Source organism: Aquiflexum sp., assembly GCF_041751335.1.
GTDB lineage: Bacteria > Bacteroidota > Bacteroidia > Cytophagales > Cyclobacteriaceae > Aquiflexum.
On the sequence record NZ_JBGSXS010000122.1, the window covers coordinates 22,130 to 41,070 of the forward strand.

Annotated in this window: 17 protein-coding genes; 9 read left to right on the plus strand and 8 right to left on the minus strand. The window is 38.4% G+C overall.

Annotation, left to right across the window (positions count from 1 at the left end; translation table 11 throughout):
- Positions 1-17: 17 nt before the first annotated feature.
- The 5 genes from ACEW8U_RS06625 to ACEW8U_RS06645 all read left to right on the plus strand — a co-directional run bounded on the left by ACEW8U_RS06625 (position 18) and on the right by ACEW8U_RS06645 (position 5,823).
- Positions 18-860 carry a phytoene/squalene synthase family protein gene (locus ACEW8U_RS06625; RefSeq protein WP_373521275.1) on the plus strand — a complete coding sequence of 281 codons (843 nt, stop codon included), beginning with the start codon at positions 18-20 and terminating at the stop codon, positions 858-860.
- 1 nt (position 861) lies between these two features.
- A complete protein-coding gene (locus tag ACEW8U_RS06630) occupies positions 862-1,572 on the plus strand; it encodes a lycopene cyclase domain-containing protein (RefSeq protein ID WP_373521251.1) in 711 nt (236 codons plus the stop codon).
- Between the two features lie 3 nt (positions 1,573-1,575).
- A complete protein-coding gene (locus ACEW8U_RS06635; protein WP_373521252.1) occupies positions 1,576-2,421 on the plus strand; it encodes a 4-hydroxy-3-methylbut-2-enyl diphosphate reductase in 846 nt (281 codons plus the stop codon).
- Positions 2,422-2,453: 32 nt separating this feature from the next.
- Positions 2,454-3,248 carry a fatty acid desaturase gene (locus ACEW8U_RS06640; RefSeq protein ID WP_373521276.1) on the plus strand — a complete coding sequence of 265 codons (795 nt, stop codon included), beginning with the start codon at positions 2,454-2,456 and terminating at the stop codon, positions 3,246-3,248.
- Between the two features lie 169 nt (positions 3,249-3,417).
- Entirely contained in the window at positions 3,418-5,823 is a 2,406-nt protein-coding gene (locus ACEW8U_RS06645; protein WP_373521253.1) for a carboxypeptidase-like regulatory domain-containing protein, read from the plus strand.
- Between the two features lie 54 nt (positions 5,824-5,877).
- Here ACEW8U_RS06645 and ACEW8U_RS06650 read toward each other — a convergent pair whose 3' ends face one another.
- The 6 genes from ACEW8U_RS06650 to panC all read right to left on the minus strand — a co-directional run bounded on the left by ACEW8U_RS06650 (position 5,878) and on the right by panC (position 11,129).
- Entirely contained in the window at positions 5,878-6,807 is a 930-nt protein-coding gene (locus ACEW8U_RS06650) for a helix-turn-helix domain-containing protein (protein WP_373521254.1), read from the minus strand.
- A 139-nt stretch (positions 6,808-6,946) separates the two neighbouring features.
- A complete protein-coding gene (locus tag ACEW8U_RS06655) occupies positions 6,947-8,086 on the minus strand; it encodes an acyl-CoA dehydrogenase (RefSeq protein WP_373521255.1) in 1,140 nt (379 codons plus the stop codon).
- Between the two features lie 104 nt (positions 8,087-8,190).
- Positions 8,191-8,877 carry a zinc metallopeptidase gene (locus ACEW8U_RS06660; RefSeq protein ID WP_373521256.1) on the minus strand — a complete coding sequence of 229 codons (687 nt, stop codon included), beginning with the start codon at positions 8,875-8,877 and terminating at the stop codon, positions 8,191-8,193.
- Between the two features lie 31 nt (positions 8,878-8,908).
- Complete coding sequence (locus ACEW8U_RS06665) at positions 8,909-9,910, minus strand: lysylphosphatidylglycerol synthase transmembrane domain-containing protein (protein WP_373521257.1); 1,002 nt, start codon at positions 9,908-9,910, stop codon at positions 8,909-8,911.
- A gap of 1 nt (position 9,911) precedes the next feature.
- Entirely contained in the window at positions 9,912-10,259 is a 348-nt protein-coding gene (gene panD, locus ACEW8U_RS06670) for an aspartate 1-decarboxylase (protein ID WP_373521258.1), read from the minus strand.
- Between the two features lie 21 nt (positions 10,260-10,280).
- The gene (gene panC / locus ACEW8U_RS06675) at positions 10,281-11,129 is read right to left on the minus strand and encodes a pantoate--beta-alanine ligase (RefSeq protein WP_373521259.1); all 849 of its coding nucleotides are present in this window, start codon (positions 11,127-11,129) and stop codon (positions 10,281-10,283) included.
- 126 nt (positions 11,130-11,255) lie between these two features.
- On the opposite strand from panC, the gene ACEW8U_RS06680 reads away from it, so the two are divergent.
- From ACEW8U_RS06680 to ACEW8U_RS06695, 4 genes are all read left to right on the plus strand, one after another.
- A complete protein-coding gene (locus tag ACEW8U_RS06680; RefSeq protein ID WP_373521260.1) occupies positions 11,256-12,071 on the plus strand; it encodes a glycogen/starch synthase in 816 nt (271 codons plus the stop codon).
- Positions 11,995-13,401, plus strand: coding sequence for a DUF4270 family protein (locus tag ACEW8U_RS06685; RefSeq protein WP_373521261.1), 1,407 nt, complete (start codon positions 11,995-11,997; stop codon positions 13,399-13,401). The genes ACEW8U_RS06680 and ACEW8U_RS06685 overlap by 77 nt, the downstream gene beginning before the upstream one ends.
- A gap of 122 nt (positions 13,402-13,523) precedes the next feature.
- Positions 13,524-15,365, plus strand: coding sequence for a glutamine--fructose-6-phosphate transaminase (isomerizing) (gene glmS / locus ACEW8U_RS06690; protein WP_373521262.1), 1,842 nt, complete (start codon positions 13,524-13,526; stop codon positions 15,363-15,365).
- Positions 15,366-15,684: 319 nt separating this feature from the next.
- Entirely contained in the window at positions 15,685-18,270 is a 2,586-nt protein-coding gene (locus ACEW8U_RS06695; protein ID WP_373521263.1) for a M14 family metallopeptidase, read from the plus strand.
- A gap of 89 nt (positions 18,271-18,359) precedes the next feature.
- Here the strand turns inward: ACEW8U_RS06695 and ACEW8U_RS06700 are convergent, their stop codons facing one another.
- Positions 18,360-18,605: a type II toxin-antitoxin system HicA family toxin gene (locus ACEW8U_RS06700; protein WP_373521264.1), complete on the minus strand. Its 246-nt coding sequence runs from the start codon at positions 18,603-18,605 to the stop codon at positions 18,360-18,362.
- Complete coding sequence (locus ACEW8U_RS06705; RefSeq protein WP_373521265.1) at positions 18,602-18,805, minus strand: 2-oxoisovalerate dehydrogenase; 204 nt, start codon at positions 18,803-18,805, stop codon at positions 18,602-18,604. The genes ACEW8U_RS06700 and ACEW8U_RS06705 overlap by 4 nt, the downstream gene beginning before the upstream one ends.
- Between the last annotated feature and the right edge of the window lie 136 nt (positions 18,806-18,941).

Genomic DNA, 18,941 nt, shown 5'->3' on the forward strand with positions numbered 1-18,941 from the left:
AATTGTATATTATGGGTATGGATGCAAAAACCCTTTTTGACCAAACTACTCTTGAGTGCAGCAAACTGATCACCCAAAGGTATAGTACAAGCTTCACATTAGGCATAAAGACCCTGGATAAAAAACTGCATTTGCCCATATATGGTATTTATGGATTTGTAAGATATGCTGATGAAATAGTAGACACTTTTCATGACAAAGATAAAAAAGCACTTTTAGAACAGTTCAAACATGATACCTATGAATCCATTAAAAAAGGAATAAGTTTAAATCCAGTTCTTCATGCATTTCAAATGATAGTCAATCAATATAATATTGACTTGGATTTGATAGAAGCATTTCTCAAAAGCATGGAGATGGATCTGGATTTTAAAACATATAATGACTCCAGATATCATGAATACATTTATGGCTCCGCTGAAGTGGTAGGTCTAATGTGCTTAAAAGTATTTTGTGAAGGCAATCAAAAAATGTATGAGAGTCTTAAAGAACCTGCCTGTAAACTTGGTTCAGCTTTCCAAAAAGTCAATTTCCTCCGAGACATCAAAAGTGACTATGAGGAAAGGGGAAGGGTTTATTTTCCGGGAGTTGATTTCAATCATTTTGACAAATCTGCCAAAGAGTTGATTGAGGAAGATATACAAAAAGATTTTGATGAGGCATTAGATGGGATTAGGAGATTACCCAATTGTGCTAAAATGGGAGTAAAGATAGCGTATTTGTACTACCTGAAGTTATTTGACAAAATCAGGAAATTACCCCCTGAAACAATTACGCATCAGCGGGTCAGAATACCCAACTCTAGAAAATTCTCCTTATTATTAGGTACTTACTTTGGGATGAAACTTGGAATAGTTTGATATGGAAAAGTTTTTATATCTTATTTTGAATGTCATCACCATCTCTTATCCCTTGGCCAGGTCATTCGAGCATAGAGTCCAATATGCTAAAAAATGGTATGCACTCTTTCCGGCCATCGGAATTACAGGATTGTTTTTTTTGGTTTGGGATCATTGGTTCACCGTAATTGGTGTATGGGAATTCAACCCACGGTACCTAACGGGGATTTTCTTTTTCGAATTGCCTATTGAGGAATGGCTTTTTTTCTTTACGGTACCTTTCGCATGTGTATTTATTTATGAAGTACTCAATTACTTTATTAAAAAAGATATTCTTGGCCCTGTGGCCAAACCTATCACATTTATTCTGATCCCTGTTTTCTTGGTGATTGGTTTACTAAATTTAGATAAATGGTATACCTCTGTTAATTTTCTGGTGGCTACTGCCATGTTGTCTATCCATTTTGTACTCTATCAGGGAAAATATTTAGGAAGGTTTTATCTCACTTATCTGGTTTCTTTATTACCATTTCTATTGGTGAATGGTGTTCTTACAGGGTCATTTATTGATGAGCCTATAGTCATATACAATAATGCTGAAAATTTGAATATCCGATTATTTACAATACCCATTGAAGATACCGTTTACTCCATGACCCTTTTATTGATGAATATTACAATCTATGAAAGGATAAGGAACACCAAAACAATTCACACTGTTAAAAGTTTATAGCCTATGATGAACCTGCAAGTACATATAGATCAGCATTCTGGCTTCTGTTTTGGAGTGGTTTATGCCATAGAAATGGCAGAAGAGATACTTGAAGAGCAAGGGCATCTATACTGTTTAGGGGATATTGTCCACAATGATGAAGAAGTAAATCGCCTTACCAAAAAGGGATTGAAAATTATAGATCATGCGGAACTGAAAGATTTGACAGACGAAAAAGTCCTAATCAGAGCTCATGGAGAACCACCATCAACCTATGAATTGGCAATAAACAACAACTTGACTTTGATAGATGCGAGTTGTCCGGTTGTTTTGAAATTGCAGAACCGTATAAAAAATTCCTTTGATAAGGATGAAACTATATATATCTATGGTAAGCATGGTCATGCTGAGGTGATAGGTTTATTGGGTCAGACCAACAATAAGGCTGTGGTTTTTCAGGATATCAATGAATTGGATATCCCAAGCTTACCCGGTAATATGACACTATACAGTCAGACCACTAAGAGTACTGACAAATTCTATGAGATCAATGATGTGTTGAAAAATAATGGAATTACTGTCAACACAAATGACACAATCTGCCGACAAGTATCAAATAGAGATAAAGAATTAAGGTCCTTTGCTGAAAAATTCGACAAAATCATTTTTGTTAGCGGAACCAAGTCTTCTAATGGAAAAGTTCTGTTCAATGTCTGTAAAGAAAAAAATCCTCATACTTTTTTTGTATCTAATCCCGATCAAGTGGACAAAACTTGGTTTGAAGTAAATAATAGTGTAGGAATCTGCGGGGCAACCTCTACACCGATGTGGCTTATGGAACAAGTGAAAGAAAAGATCGCAGCTTTTTAGTGCATCAATTACTTTCCTACCTTTACAAAGTGATACCAACTTCTATTCATAAAGTTTCTGTTGACCCAAAAGGTGTAATTATTGCGCTTGCAGTGATTCTCTTATGGTTCGGATCTTTATTGTTTTTGCTTTCATTTGATTTGAACTGGTCAAACCCATTAACCTATTTGGGGATTTTAATTCAAACTCATCTTTATACAGGATTATTCATCACAGCCCATGATGCGATGCACGGCATTGTTTCTTCAAACAAAAAACTGAATCATGGTTTAGGCTGGTTTGCGTCAATCTTGTTTTCTTATAATTTTTACTGGAGGCTTTTTCCAAAGCACCATGAACACCACCGGTTTGTGGCTACAGAAAAAGATCCTGATTACCATCCTTCAGGAAATTTCTTTATTTGGTATTTTAGCTTTATCAAACAATATGTTTCGGTTTGGCAGATTTTACTGATGGCGGTAACTTTCAATATTCTGAAACTTTTTCTACCTACAGAAAATCTTATAGTATTCTGGATGTTGCCGGCTATCTTATCCACCTTACAGTTATTTTATTTTGGGACATTCTTACCTCATATGGGTGAATCAAAAAACAAGCACCATTCAAAAACCCAATCTAAAAACCACGTTTGGGCATTTATTTCCTGTTACTTTTTTGGATACCACTATGAACATCATGATTCCCCAGGAACTCCATGGTGGAGGCTTTGGAAAATCAAAGAGGAGTATAAAGAAAAAGGATTATCCGCTTCTTTGCCAATAACCCAATATTCTACTTCAAACAGGTCGGAAGTCCGAAGTCGGAAATCCGATGTACCGGACATTTAAATTTCCTGGCGAGAATTAGATTAAATTACCATTTACTGGCATTTTGCGCATATCCATGTCAAAAAAACAACATTGTTTAATGAAGCTCAGATTTTACTCTTTCAAAACCAAAGATTTTTAAAACAAAATTGAGGAAGATTGATTTATTTATTGTTGCTAATTTCTTAAGATGAGACTTTCGTTTATATTATTTCTGATTTCATTTACGGTTTTGAGTACTTATGCGCAGGAAGGCGAGGTAAGAGGCCGTGTATTTAATCCCGTTAACAATGATGGGGTACCTTTTGCCAATGTAGTTGTACTAGGTACTGATATCGGTACAGTTTCCGATGAAGATGGAAATTATAACATCACCAATATTCCTCCTGGACTGTATAATATCCGAGCCAGTTTTGTGGGTTTCCGCTCAAAAACATTTTTTGAGATTCAGGTGACAAAGGCAAGGCCAGTCAGGTTGGATTTTGACCTTAGAGAAGAAGCGGCGGAATTGGGAGAGGTGACAGTAGATGCAGAGTTTACTCGTTCTGACGAAACGCCTATTTCTGTAAGAAGGCTGAACACCAATGAAATTGAAAGGTATCCAGGTGGCAATAGGGATATCAGTAGGGTTATCCAATCTTTGCCAGGTGTTGCAAGTACTGCAAGTTTCAGAAATGACATCATCATCAGGGGAGGCGCACCTAATGAGAACAAGTTTTTTATAGATGAAATAGAGGTTCCGGTGATCAATCACTTTTCAACGCAGGGGTCATCAGGAGGTCCTGTTGGGATTTTGAATGTCAATCTGATCAAAAATGTAGATGTTATTACGGGTGGATTTCCGGCTGACAGAATGAATTCCTTGAGTTCCTTTTTTGAATTTCAGCTCAAAGAAGGCAGAAAAGACAAGATGTTCACACAAATGACATTGGGTGCAAGCGAACTGACGCTATCCAATGAAGGTCCTATAGGAGAAAAAACAACCTATTTGGTATCCGCACGAAGATCTTATTTACAATTTCTTTTTAGACAATTGGGCTTGCCGTTTCTACCTACTTTCAATGATTTTACAGTCAAAACCACTACTAAAATAAATGAAAAGACTGAATTGACATTTTTAGGAGTGGGTGCGATTGATAATTTTGTACTTAATTTTGATGAACCTAATAATGAATCCGAAGAGGATCGGGAAAACCGCCTTTATCTTCTGGAAAACCTTCCGATCTCAACCCAATGGAATTATACCACGGGCTTGAAGCTGAAGAGATTTAGAGAGAATGGCTTTTGGACATTTGTATTGAGCAGGAATATGCTGAATAACAGGTCATTTAAATACCTTAGAAATGATAGTAGTAATCCGGATAACCTGATTTTTGACTATACCTCTCAGGAAAGTGAGAATAAATTTAGGGCAGAAAACTCTGTATTTAAAAAAGGGTTCAATTTCAAATATGGTGTAAATTATGAATTTGCCAGGTATTTCCTAAGTAATTTTGACAGATCCACTTTGGCACCAGAAGGGGGAGTTATCAATATAAATGATAGGGCTTTATTCAGTAGTTACGGAGCATTTATTTCCGGCAGTAAATATTTTAATAATGAAAGGCTTTTGATAACCGGAGGTGTAAGGATGGACGGTAGTGATTTTGGGGAAACTGCCCAGAATCCCTTAAATCAGTTAAGTCCGCGGGCTTCACTTTCGTATCAGATCAAGCCTAACCTATTTTGGACGGCCAATGCTGGAATTTATTACCAAAAGCCACCTTATACTGCTCTCGGATACAGAAATAACGAAGGTGATCTAGAAAATCAATTGAATAATATCAGATTTATCAGGTCAAGCCAATTGATCACAGGAATAGAAAGGGTTATTCCAGATAAAAGCAGAAGATTTAGCATCGAGGGATTTTATAAACATTACGGCAATTACCCCTCTTCTATCAGGAACGGAATAGCATTAGCAAATCTTGGGGCGGATTTTGGAGTTATCGGAAATGAACCGGTAAGATCTGATTCAGAAGGCAGGGCTTATGGTCTTGAATTTTTGGCCCAACAAAGACTATTTAATAATTTTTACGGTATAGCTGCCGTGACTTTGGTGAGAAGTGAGTTTACCAATCCTAATACAGATGGCTTTGTGCCTTCGGCTTGGGATAGCAGGTTTATAGTGAGTTTGACTGCAGGCAAAAGGTTTGGTAAAAACTGGGAATTGGGAACGAGGTGGAGGTATTTGGGCGGACTTCCATTTACACCGATTGATGTGGAAAATTCCTCTTTAAGAGATGTTTGGGATTTAAGAGGTCAGGCAACCCTTGATTTTAATCAGATCAACAACCAAAGATTAAAAGCTTTTCACCAACTCGATCTGAGGATAGACAAACGCTATTTCTTTGATAAGTGGAATTTGAATTGGTACTTTGATGTTCAGAATGCTTATAATTTTAAGGCTGAGCAACCTCCTCTTTTGGTACCGCAAAGAGAAGCTGATGGTCAGCTTAAAATTGACCCCAATGATCCAACTAGGTATCAAATGAGATTAGTGAATAATCCGGCAGGTACGATTCTGCCAACGGTGGGGATTATTGTTGAGTTCTAAAAAAAAAACCGTCCGGTTTTTTTGGGACGGTTTTGAGGTATAAATTGATTGGGTTTATTGAACATTGATTAGTGATTCCCGCCTTCTCATTTTTCCGGCCGGCAAGCCGTACATCATCTTAAATCGTCTACAGAAATAGGCAGTATCTTTATAACCGACTTCTTTACCGATATCTCTGATGCTTTTCTTGGATGTTCGGAGCAATTCCACCGCAGCTTCCATTCTTTGATATTCGATGTAATCCTGAGGATTGATTCCGGTTAGCATTTTGAAGTATTGTCCAACATAATCTTCGGATACATTTGCAACTTTTGCCAAGACTTTATTGGAGAGGTCGCCTCCGATATTCTTTTTGATATAGTTGAAAAGGTCAATAAGTCTCGGGTCTTTGAAGTACGTACTATTGGTGGAAAGTTCTTCCACAAACAATCTGTTCTTAAGGATATGTCTGACGATTTCAATGACCAAAAGCTCAGAATGGATTTTGATCACCCGTTCTTTACCTGGGGTATTTTGTTCGGATTCTTTAACGATGTCCTCAATGATTGAGGCAATCTTGTCATTGAACCGGATCACAAAAGGAGGTATACCCAATGAATGGAAGAAATTCACTACATCAAAAACCTTTGCTTCAAAGTTGATGATAGTGACGCAATCTTCTTCAAGATTCTTAATTTCTTTGAAACTGACGGTTTGAAGATATTTTCTCTTGTTGTCTAAAAAGTTTTCATTACTGGTTTCGCTCTTTTTACTTTGTTGACCGAATGAAATATTGGTTTTTCTTCCTGCAGGAATAAATAGAATTTCACCTTCATTTACCAATTCCATGTCTTCAGCAAATTTCACGGAACCTTGATGAAGTAGGATGATTGAATTTTCAGTGTCACTGTAATCTAATACTGTTACGGGCTTCTCGATTTTAAAATTGTTACCTTTTAGAAAACGTACCCCGACAGATTCAATTACTTTATTGTAATATTCCATGATATCAAATATTAGTGTTAGGATGTAAAACTATAATAATTTTGGAAATACATATATAATTATTTAATAATTATTTATTAAAAAATAAAAAAAGGCATAAAAAATTGATTTTATGCCTTTTTCATGGAGCTAAATTTGATTATCTTATTATACTTCTTGATATGACTATTTTTTGAATTTCGCTTGTTCCCTCATAAATCTGGGTAATTTTTGCATCACGCATCAATCTTTCCACATGATATTCTTTAACATATCCATATCCACCATGTACCTGCACAGCTTCTATTGTCACATTCATAGCAACTTCTGAAGCATAAAGTTTAGCCATTGCACTTGCAAAGGCATAGTCCTCACCCTGATCTTTTAGCCACGCTGCTTTCATGACCAAAAGCCTTGCAGCTTCAATTTGAGTTGCCATATCAGCAAGTTTAAATTGAATCGCCTGATGCTGACTGATAGGCTTCCCAAAGGTTTTTCTTTCTTTGGAATAGGCTAAAGCCAATTCGTATGCTCCAGAAGCAATACCCAAGGCTTGCGCAGCTATTCCAATTCTTCCACCATTTAGGGTATCCATGGCGAAATTAAATCCAAAGCCCTCCTCTCCAATCCTGTTTTCAACAGGGACTTTGACATCTGTAAACATGAGAGAGTGGGTGTCTGAGCCTCGAATGCCCAATTTATCCTCTTTTTTTCCAATTACAAATCCTTCGGTGTTTTTTTCTACTATAAATGCTGAAATTCCTTTGTGCCCCTTGGATATATCTGTCTGTGCTATTACCAAATAGACACTAGCCGTATTGCCGTTCGTTATCCAATTCTTCGTGCCGTTCAGCAAATAATGGTCACCGTGGAGATCAGCAGTGGTCCTTTGGGAAGTGGCATCTGATCCGGCTTCAGGTTCTGAAAGACAGAAAGCACCTATGAATTCTCCAGTTGCCAGGCGTTTGAGATATTTTTCCTTTTGCGCTTCCGAACCGTATTTTTCCAGACCCCAGCATACTAGGGAGTTATTGACTGACATGCAAACTGATGCAGAAGAATCGATTTTAGATATTTCTTCCATGGCTAAGATGTAAGAGACGGTGTCCATTCCCCCACCATTGTATTTGGGGTCGACCATCATGCCCATAAAGCCAAGTTCCCCCATCATTTTAACCTGATCAGTGGGGAATTTTGCTTCTGTATCTCTTTCGATGACTCCAGGTAAAAGTTCTGTTTGGGAAAACTCTCTCGCGGCATCCCTGACAGCTAAATGTTCTTCTGTATATTCAAAATTCATGTGAATTTTTGGGTTTAATATTTGCCTTTCAAGATACAGCAAAAAAAAATAAGGGGCAATTTCTTGCCCCTTAAAGTAAACTCATTTGATACTTTTCAGTTTCCTTAATTCCTGTTTCCAAAGAAAATGAATATATAATATGCCAATGTTGCCAGTGCGGCTAAAGCTGCAACTACGTAGGTCATTGCTGCCCATTTTAGTGCGTCTTTTGACATGGCATACTCATCTTGGGTAACAATATTTCTTGTTTTGATCCAAGCCAAAGCCCTATTGCTTGCGTCAAATTCTACAGGCAGGGTGACCAAGGTAAACAAAGTCATTATCCCGTAAGAACCAACCACAATATAACCAATAATTTCATACGGAAGATTCAACATGAATCCGCCAAGAAGTGAAGCGATCAATACAATATTCAGGATTTTTCCACTTGCATTTTGAACAGGAACCATCGCTGATCTTAGATTCAACCAAGTATAAGAGGTTGCATGTTGGATGGCGTGGCCACATTCGTGGGAGGCGACTGCAGCAGCAGCAGCATTTCTACCATAATACACATCAGGACTAAGGTTTACTGTCCTATTCATGGGGTTATAATGATCTGAAAGCTGACCTTCTACGCTGAGCACTTTTACATCTTGGATATTATTATCGGCGAGCATCAACTCAGCGATTTCTTTTCCGGACAAGTTCGCCTTCAGAGATGTCTGAGAATACTTTTTAAACTTGCTCTTAAGCTTTCTGCTGACCACAAAGCCTAAAGCAGCGAATACAACAACAATTAGAATAATCATAGTTTTTTATGTTTGCTAGTTAATTACGAAATTAAGAAGTTTTAGATTCTTTCTTTGCAGTTATTTTAAAGAAAAAACCCAAAGATATCAATCCTAAGAAGATCACAACCAGTACTTGACTTCCGTGGGTGATCGCCGCAAAGATCTTTCCTTCTTCATTGCTCAAACCATAAGCCATCAAAATGAAAGCCACTAATGCATGAAAGGTACCAATGCCACCCTGAACAGGTGCAACCATGCCAATAGTTCCCATTACCATTACCATTAGCATGGCGCTTAATGACAAACTGGCAGTGGAAGGGATGGCCCATGCCATAAATATCAGTGTTAAATAATATGTAATCCAGATCAAAAATGAACTGCCCCAGAACCCCAATTGATTGTCAACTTTTTTCAGACTGATAACGCCATTGATCAAATCTCTTAGGAAATGCCTGATTTTCTTTAAAAAGCCACTGTTTTTGTATTTTTGAAAAACCAAAAAAACAAATAGAAACAAGACCACAACCCCCCCTATCAAAATTGGAAGGAATTGGGTGAATTTTTCTAACAAAGAATCCATAGACACCAATTCACCGGATAACCGAACAAATAGGTCCCTTTCAAGTAAAAAAGCCAAAAATATTATGATGACCATAAACAAAAGGTCAATGGTCCTTTCCAGAATAACAGTTCCAAAGAGCATTCCTATTTGTCGGTTCTCTGTTTTTTTCAATACCCCACATCGTGCCACTTCCCCTGCCCTTGGGACCAAAAGATTAGCAAGGTAGCCAATCATCAAGGCCCAGAATGTACGGCTCGTTTTTGTTTTTTGGGATTCTCCGGCATCTATCAGCAACTTCCACCTCCATGCCCTCAGCCAAAACCCTATCAGAGAAACAAAGATGGACAACACAAACCAAAACAGCGAGGTTTGAGACAGTGCAAAGAGCAAAGCATCAAAGCTGATATCCTTATATAGAAACCAAAAAATCCAAATGGCAACTATCAAAGAAACCGCCACCTGAATCCATTGTCTTTTAGTAAGCCGCACTTTATATCAATTTATTGTGATCATCTGGAAAGATGATTATAGGTTTATGTTTTTTGGCATCTTCAAAATCCATAGAAGCATAAGAAATCAGGATTATTATATCCCCAACTTGCGCTTTTCTAGCTGCGGGTCCATTGAGACAGACCATTCCGCTTCCTCTTTCCCCTCTGATTACATAAGTTTCCAATCGCTCACCATTATTGATGTTGACGATCTGGACCTTTTCGTTTTCGATGATGTTGGCGGCATCCATAAGATCTTCATCTACAGTGATACTGCCTACATAATGTAATTCTGCTTGGGTTATTTTTACCCTATGTATTTTTGATTTTAATACCTGAATGTGCATGTAATTAAATATTTCGCAAAATTAATCAAATATGGAAATGTTATCGATTAATCGGATTTCTCCGAGATAGGCGGCTGTACAGATGGCTATGTTAGTGGTCCCTTTGAGACTCTCTTGAAGCTCAAAATTGTCAGAGGAGATTAATTCAAAATATTCCAGCCGAAGATGGGGTTCATGAACATACATCACACTTACTTTTTGCCGAATTTCAAACCAATTATGACCCGCTAAAAGTTCATCTTTTGCAAAAGTCAGAGCCTTATATATCAGAGGCGCAATCTTTCTCTGTTCTGGGTCAAGTCTGAGGTTTCTGGAAGACATAGCCAATCCATCTTCTTCTCTTACAGTTGGAATAATGACAATTTCAGTATCAAAGGAAAGGTCTTCTACAAGTAGTTTGATGATGGCGACTTGTTGTAAATCTTTCTGCCCAAAAAAGGTTTTGTGGGGTTTAACAATATTTAACAGTTTTGAAACCACGATGCCAACACCATTAAAATGCCCCGGGCGAAAGGCACCCTCCAAAACCTTGTCAATAGAGCCAAAATCAATCACAAGACTGGGAACCGATGAGTAAATCTCTTGATTACTAGGGACAAATACGAAATCAACCCCGGTTTTATCCAATAAATCCAAGTCTTTGTTCAAAGTTTTAGGATAATTTTCAAAATCTTTCTGATTATTGAATTGAGTAGGATTGACGAAAATTGACACAATGATCACATCCGAATTTTCTTTGGCTTTTTTCACTAAATCCAAATGGCCATCATGCAATGCGCCCATTGTAGGTACAAAACCGATAGTTGTATTGTTTATTCGGGAGATTCCAAGGTGGTGATGAACCTCTTGTTTGGTCCGGAGAAGCTTCACGTTTGTTGTACTTTGCAAATGTAAAATAGAGGCAAAACTATGTTATATTCCAGAAAAACAATGGCTTTACCACTTTTTTTTTGTATCTTTGTGCGTTTATTATCACTCAATAAAACTCAACAAGGTATGTCAAAACTTCGTATTCTCTACGTTGCAAGTGAAATCAATCCATTTCTTCAAACCTCAGAAGTTGCAACTTTCGTGAGAGCTTTACCTCAGGCCATGCAGGAAAAAGGAATGGAAATTCGTATTCTTGTTCCAAGATTCGGATTGATTAATGAAAGAAAGAACAGATTGCATGAGGTGGTGAGGCTTTCAGGAATCAACATTGCAGTGGGAGAGGAAGAGAAGCCCTTGATCATCAAGGTGGCATCTATTCCAAACGCCAAGCTTCAGGTTTATTTTATTGACAATGAAGACTATTTTCAAAGGAAAAGCGTTTTTCATGACAAGCAGGAAAAATTCTATGAGGACAATGACGAAAGAGCTATTTTCTTTTGCAAAGGAGTCATAGAAACAGTAAAAAAATTAGGTTGGGCACCGGATGTGGTACATTGCAACGATTGGATGACAAGTCTGATTCCGATGTATCTGAAAACAACCTACAAGAATGAGCCATTATTTAAAGATACAAAATCCGTATTCGCTATTTATAATACCGGATTTACTCATAAATTTGGCGACGATTTGTTGGAGAAAGTGAAAATGGTGGATATCGATGATGCCATTCTTGCCCCCCTCAAGTCAAAAGATTATGAAGGCTTCCTGAAAATCGGAATGGAATATGCCGACGTGGTCATTAAGAGCGAAGAAATTTCCGAACACCTAAGCCAACTCATTGAGGAGTGCTCTAAAGATAAGAAGTGTGAGATTAACAACGAAGAAGAAGACGAACAACTTTTCGAAAGTTACTTTAATATCTATACTGAACTCGCCGGCTAAGCTGGTTTTGGGTTTATTGATTCTGATTTCCATTACATCATCTTGTGAAGATCCTTCCAATATCGGTTTGGAATTGGATCCCAACAGCAATCAAATAGGGGTATTCTACCAAGAAATACCCTTATCTGCTTCTGTTGTTTTGACAGACTCCATAAACACTACAAATACAAGACATTTGGTATATGGGAAGGATGAAAGCGATTTTTTTGGAAAAACTGAAGCTACGGCTTATGCAAGACTACTTTATAACAGGGATGTAAGAAGACCTGAAGCTACAGCCGTGTTGGATTCCGTTAGATTCAATATCAATATGCGGCATGTTTTGGGAGATGACCTTGATGCTCCTAAGACGATCCATGTCCACACTTTGGAGGAACAAATCAGAGACATCAATTATTTTAACTTTAACAGTTTAAATTATGACCCTGTACCTGTTATCAGCTTAACCGTTGATTTTAAGGATAAGCAGGATACTATTGTTTCAATTTCTATAAATAACGAATTTACAGAAAGAATCTTTACGGAATTGAGAGATGGGAATGCCTTCAACGACATATTCTCATTCAGGGAGTTTTTGCCGGGATTGGTATTTAAAGGGGCTGAAAACGAAGATGTTTCATTCAGTACAAGAGTTGGCAACAATACAGGTTTTGTTTTCTTCTATAAAAATGAAGGGGATACTGTATCAAGGGCATACCCGATTGCTACAGGGGTCAACAATAACTTCGCCCGACATTTCAGTCAGGTAACAAATGATCCGACAGGTACTCCTACCGAAGCTGTGAAGAACAAAATGGTTGCCTATAATTTGGGACAGTTCGCGGGGGGCAAATCCGCTTTCGGGATGGTGGTTAAATTGGATATGAGTCCTTTGGATGCTTTTCTGGACACCTTGGAAAATGTGACCTTTAATCAGGTCCTTTTGGAAATGGGCCCTTTGGTCAACAATAAAGTAACAAACCTTCCTCCGCTTCAGCAGATCATGTATTTCACTAACGAAACAAATCAGATATTACTGAGAACTGATAGGCTTCCGATGGCTGTTCAGCCAGATGGAAGGCCGCAAGTCGATCTGGAAAAGGGTGAACCATTTTTCACAGAACAACAACAGCCAGCTCTTTTCTCCCATTCTAGAGAGGAAAATACTTTCAGCCAATTTATTACATCCCATGTAAATGCTATTTACAGGAAAAAAATACAAAGAAGGGATTTGCTTTTATATCCAGGAGCTTTAGGTTCGGATGATTTCAGACAATCACTCCAAGAATATGTCGTAGACCAGAATACCATCAAACTCAAAATATTCTTTTCAAAGACCCGTTCACTTTAAATCAAGAAATTTCTTTTAACCATAAAAAATCTACTTGAAGTTTTCATCAAGTAGATTTTTTATGGTTCATTTTGTGCTTGTAATTTGAAAAAGGTTACATTTGATTTTTAAAATTTTTGCTTATGTGTGGAATTGTAGCTTATGTTGGGCATCAGGAAGCGTTGCCCATTATTATCAAAGGCCTTAAAAGATTAGAATACCGGGGCTATGACAGTGCAGGTGTCGCATTGCTTAACCAAAATGGACTTAGTGTTTACAAAAAGAAAGGTAAAGTCTCAGAGCTGGAGAATCATCTCGGGACTTTTGATAATTTGGATTCCAAAATCGGTATCGGACATACAAGATGGGCCACACATGGTGAACCCAATGATGTCAATGCCCACCCGCATTATTCTTCCAATGAAAAATTTGCGATGATCCACAATGGGATTATCGAGAATTACGATGTACTCAAAACTGATCTTTTGAACAAAGGTTATACTTTTCACAGTGAAACCGATTCGGAAGTCTTTATTAAGTTCATTGAGGACATCTATATCAACAACCACATCAGTTTGGAAGAGGCGGTTAGGTTGGCATTGCATAAAGTAGTTGGGGCTTATGCCATTGTCATTATGAACATCGAAGAGCCTGATACTTTGATCGCAGCAAGGAAAGGTTCTCCTTTGGTGATTGGTGTGGGAGAGGATGAGTACTTTTTGGCATCCGATGCTACGCCAATTATAGAATACACCAATCAGGTAGTATATCTAGATGATTATGAGATTGCTGTGATCCGCAACAACAGATTACAGATCAAGACCATTGAGAATGTAGAAACAAACCCCTATATCAATCAATTGGAAATGGAATTGGAAGCCATTGAAAAAGGCGGCTATGAACATTTTATGTTGAAAGAAATCAATGAACAGCCAAGGTCAATTGCAGATTGTATGCGTGGTAGGTTGGATGCTAAAAATGGCAGGTTGGTATTGGGGGGATTGAGGGACTATATGAACAAGTTCCAAAATGCTGACCGCATCATCATTACTGCGTGCGGAACTTCCTGGCATGCAGGTTTGGTGGCTGAATATCTTTTTGAGGAATTTGCCAGAATACCTGTGGAAGTGGAGTATGCTTCTGAATTCAGGTACAGAAATCCGGTCATCAATGAAAAAGATTTTATCATAGCCATCTCCCAATCCGGGGAAACTGCTGATACTTTAGCTGCTATTGAATTGGCCAAATCAAAGGGAGCTACCATTTTTGGAGTTTGTAATGTGGTTGGTTCTTCTATTCCACGAGCTACTCATGCAGGGTCATATACCCATGCAGGACCTGAAATAGGTGTTGCTTCTACCAAGGCATTTACCGCACAGATTTCAGTGCTGACCATGATGGCCCTTAAGTTGGGTTACCAAAGAGGAACATTGTCAGAATCGAGGTACATGCAATTGCTCAGTGAATTGGAAACTATACCATCTAAAGTAGAAAGAGCCTTAAAACTCAATGATAAAGTCAAAGCCATTGCCGCAGAATATAAGGATGCAAGAAATTTTCTTTACTTAGGTCGTGGATACAATTTTCCTGTCGCTTTGGAAGGAGCCTTGAAACTGAAAGAAATTTCCTATATCCACGCAGAAGGATATCCTGCCGCCGAAATGAAGCATGGGCCTATTGCCTTAATTGATGAAGAAATGCCGGTGGTATTTATTGCAACTAATGACAGCAGCTATGAAAAAGTTGTCAGCAATATTCAGGAAGTGAAAGCCAGAAAAGGCAAAATCATTGCTGTAGTGACAGAAGGTGATACCACCGTAAGAAACTTGGCTGACCACGTGATCGAAATCCCGGAAACAGAAGAGGCATTTGTGCCATTGATTTCGGTTGTGCCTTTACAGCAACTTTCCTATCATATTGCTGTCATGAGAGGCTGCAATGTCGATCAACCCAGGAATTTGGCTAAATCAGTAACGGTGGAATAATTATTCGATTCCTAATTATATATCAAACCCTTCAAGATCTGGACAAAAAATCCAGATTTTGAAGGAGTTTTTTTTTGATTAAATTGAATGTCCAAATATCCACTTTCTTAACAGGAAAGATGGTGAGCTAATCTCAGAGTTGTAAAAATTTTGATTTATGCCATCTTCTGTCTCCCGTCTTCTGTCTTCCGTCATTGTAAAAGGATAGGGGTAGCTAGCCATCCAATAATCAAAATTATTTACACCAATGGCCACTCTCCCTCCTTTCAATTCTGCATATTGTAAATTATTTGATCCACTAATATAAAGCTTACTAAAAATGAAAAAAAGAAGCATATCCTTTCTGCTGTTTTTTATCTTAACAGGTTTCTCTGTATTTGCCCAAAATAGCCCAAATGGAACAGCCGATATTTCTTTAGATTATTATCTCCCAGGCTCATATACATATAATGAAAAAGTCCCCACCCCTAAAGAGGTTTTGGGATTTGAAGTCGGGGAATGGAATGTGGACTATGACCAACTCATCAGATATTTTGAGAAATTAGCTGAAAGCTCTCCAAGGGTATCATTTGAGATTTTTGGCCAGTCCTATGAAAAACGTCCGCAAGTGATGTTGACTATCACATCTCAAGAGAATCAGTCAAATATTGAAAATATCAAAAACTCCCGTAAGAAACTACGGGATCCCAATGCCAATTTGGATTATGACCAAATGCCCTTGGTTTTAGCTGCAGGATATTCCGTCCATGGTAATGAAGCCAGTGGTATCAATTCTTCCCTTTTGGCAGCCTACCATTTTGCGGCCGCAAATGAAATAGAGGATGACCTGGAAAATATCATCATTCTGATTGATCCATCTTTGAATCCCGATGGCTACAGCAGGTATTCTACTTGGGTAAACTCCCATCGGTCTTATAACCTCAACGGTGATCCCAATAACCGGGAATTGGGTGAGGCTTGGCCAGGTGGCAGGGGCAATCACTATTGGTTTGACCTCAACAGGGATTGGTTGCTAGTGCAGCATCCGGAGTCTCAGAACAGGGTGGCGAAGTTTCAGGAATGGTTGCCCAATATTTATCTGGATTACCATGAAATGGGTACTAATTCCACTTTCTTTTTTCCTCCGGGAATACCAAGCCGGGACCATCCATTGATTCCAAAAAGGACAGTGCAGCTCACAGAAAAAATGGCTGCGTATCATGCCAAGGCAATGGAAGAAATAGGATCCTTGTATTATGCCAAGGAAAGTTTTGATGAGTATTATTTCGGTTATGGTTCCACCTATCCGGATATTCAGGGTTCCATTGGAATTTTGTTTGAACAGGCTTCTTCAAGAGGACATCTTCAGGAAAGCAATTTTGGCCCTTTGAATTTTGCATTCACCATTAGAAATCAGTTTCGTACCAGTATCAGTTCCTTTGAGGCTGCTAAGGAAATGAAAGTTGAAATCAACAAATCCATGCATGATTTCTATAAAGAAGCTTTTCAGATGGCGACGGCAGATACAGACAAAGCCATTGTTTTTGGTTCCATGGAGGATGGGGCGAGGAGCTTTCACTTGGCTGACATGATTAGGCAGCATGCTGTCGATGTATATTCTTTAAATGAAGATATCACGGTGAATGGTGTTCCTTTTGTAAAAGGTAAATCTTATATTGTTCCACTAAACCAACCCCAATACCGGTTGATCAAATCACTTTTTGAAGTCAGGAATGAGTTTCAGGACAGTCTGTTTTATGATGTTTCAGCATGGACTATGCCCATGTCTTTCGACCTGGATTTTATGGCATTGAGCAGTCGGATCCTGAATCTGGCAGATGTCAGTCCATTGGATAGTGATTTTTCACTTAATTCCGGTAAGGTATTGGGCGAAAAGGAAGCTTATGCTTTTGGCTTTGGATGGGAAGGATATTATGCCCCGAAAGCTGCCTATCAATTAATGAAGAAAGGTTACTTGGTTCGTGTGACCAATGAACCAATTGTATTACCTGATAAAACCGACTTGAAAAGAGGAAGTATATTGGTGAGTATGCCAAGAGAAAAGAAGAAGGAATTGAACCTTTTGGAGGATTTGGAAAAAATAGCAGAAGAGACCGGATTGGAAATCCATGCCATCAATACAGGATATACAGGAGGAATTAATTTAGGATCACCGCAAATTGATGTGTTGAAAAAACCTGAAGTCGCCCTATTGGTGGGCACAGGAGTGGTGAGTTTGGAAGCGGGCGAAATCTGGCATTTATTGGATCAGAGAATGGATATGCCCATCACCTTGCTTCCCGTTGAAAAGGTCAATTCCGTAGACTTACGCAAGTACAATGTTATCGTCATGCCCAATGGCCCATATACTACATTTGGAAAAGAAGAAGCGGAAAAGATCAAATCCTGGACTTCAGCGGGAGGGACTTTGATAGCAAGGGGAGATGCACTGACCTGGTTAAACAGTCAGGAACTTGTCAAATTTGAATTTAAAGAAGAAGAAAAAGATGAAGCGATAAAAGAAGTCCAAGCTTATGCAGACTTTCCTAAGAATACCGGCGCAAGATTAACCAGCGGTACAATTTTTCATGCCAAACTGGATAATTCCCATCCCATCGGATATGGATTTTCAAAGGACTCCATACATACTTTCAGAAACAGCAACTTGTTTTTGGAGACCGCCAAAAATCCATATTCCAATCCATTGGTTTACACGAACCAACCTTTGGCAAGTGGCTATGTGCATTCTGAAAACCTAGAAAAGATTAAAAACACCGCAGTCATCCAAGTAAAAAAACTGGGCAGTGGCAGGGTAATTGGTTTGGTAGATAATCCAAACTTCCGGGCAGTCTGGTTCGGGACCAATAAGCTTTTCCTGAATTCAGTTTTCTTTGGTCAAATAATTAAAGCAGGAACTGCGGATTGATTTACAGATAACCTTTGAGTGCGCCGAGGCGTACTCAAAGGTTTTTCATTACGGAAGGCTTTTTTCTATCCCAAGGAGTTTTTAATGGCTTATTCCTGAAACAGTACTTTTAGAATCTCATCCTTGCCCTTTTTAAAGTGGCCAGCTACATCAGAAATAATTGATGAAAAAGTTCCTATTTTAATGGGATCGTGGTTGGGGATGGTTAAATGGTGGGTTCCTCCTTCGTAAGTCGTTAATCTTATGTGGCTTCCTACTTGTCTTGTGGGTTCATATCCCAGTTTACCTAGTCGTTTAACTAGTTCTTTTCCTGAAATATTTCGCGGTAATTTCATGCTAAAAAATATTCTTCCTTCACATAATGCAATCGAATTATTTTAGGAGTATTCTCCTCAAAATGACAATGGACGGATTCCTTTACATTTTTTTTAAGCTCATCCAGGCTATCCCCTTCTGTGAAAATAGAAAAACCTAAAGCTTTGGCTGTGTACCCACCTTCCAGGGATTCCTCAACCACAAAAACAATTTCGTTCATTCTTTTTTATTTAAATATAGCTTTTTTTCTAATATTCCTCCAAAATTGATTTACAAGAAAGATCATAGAATCAGGCAAAGTTGATACTCGGGACGGGCTTTGTTTCTATTCTCTCGTTTCTCGCTTCTCGCATCTA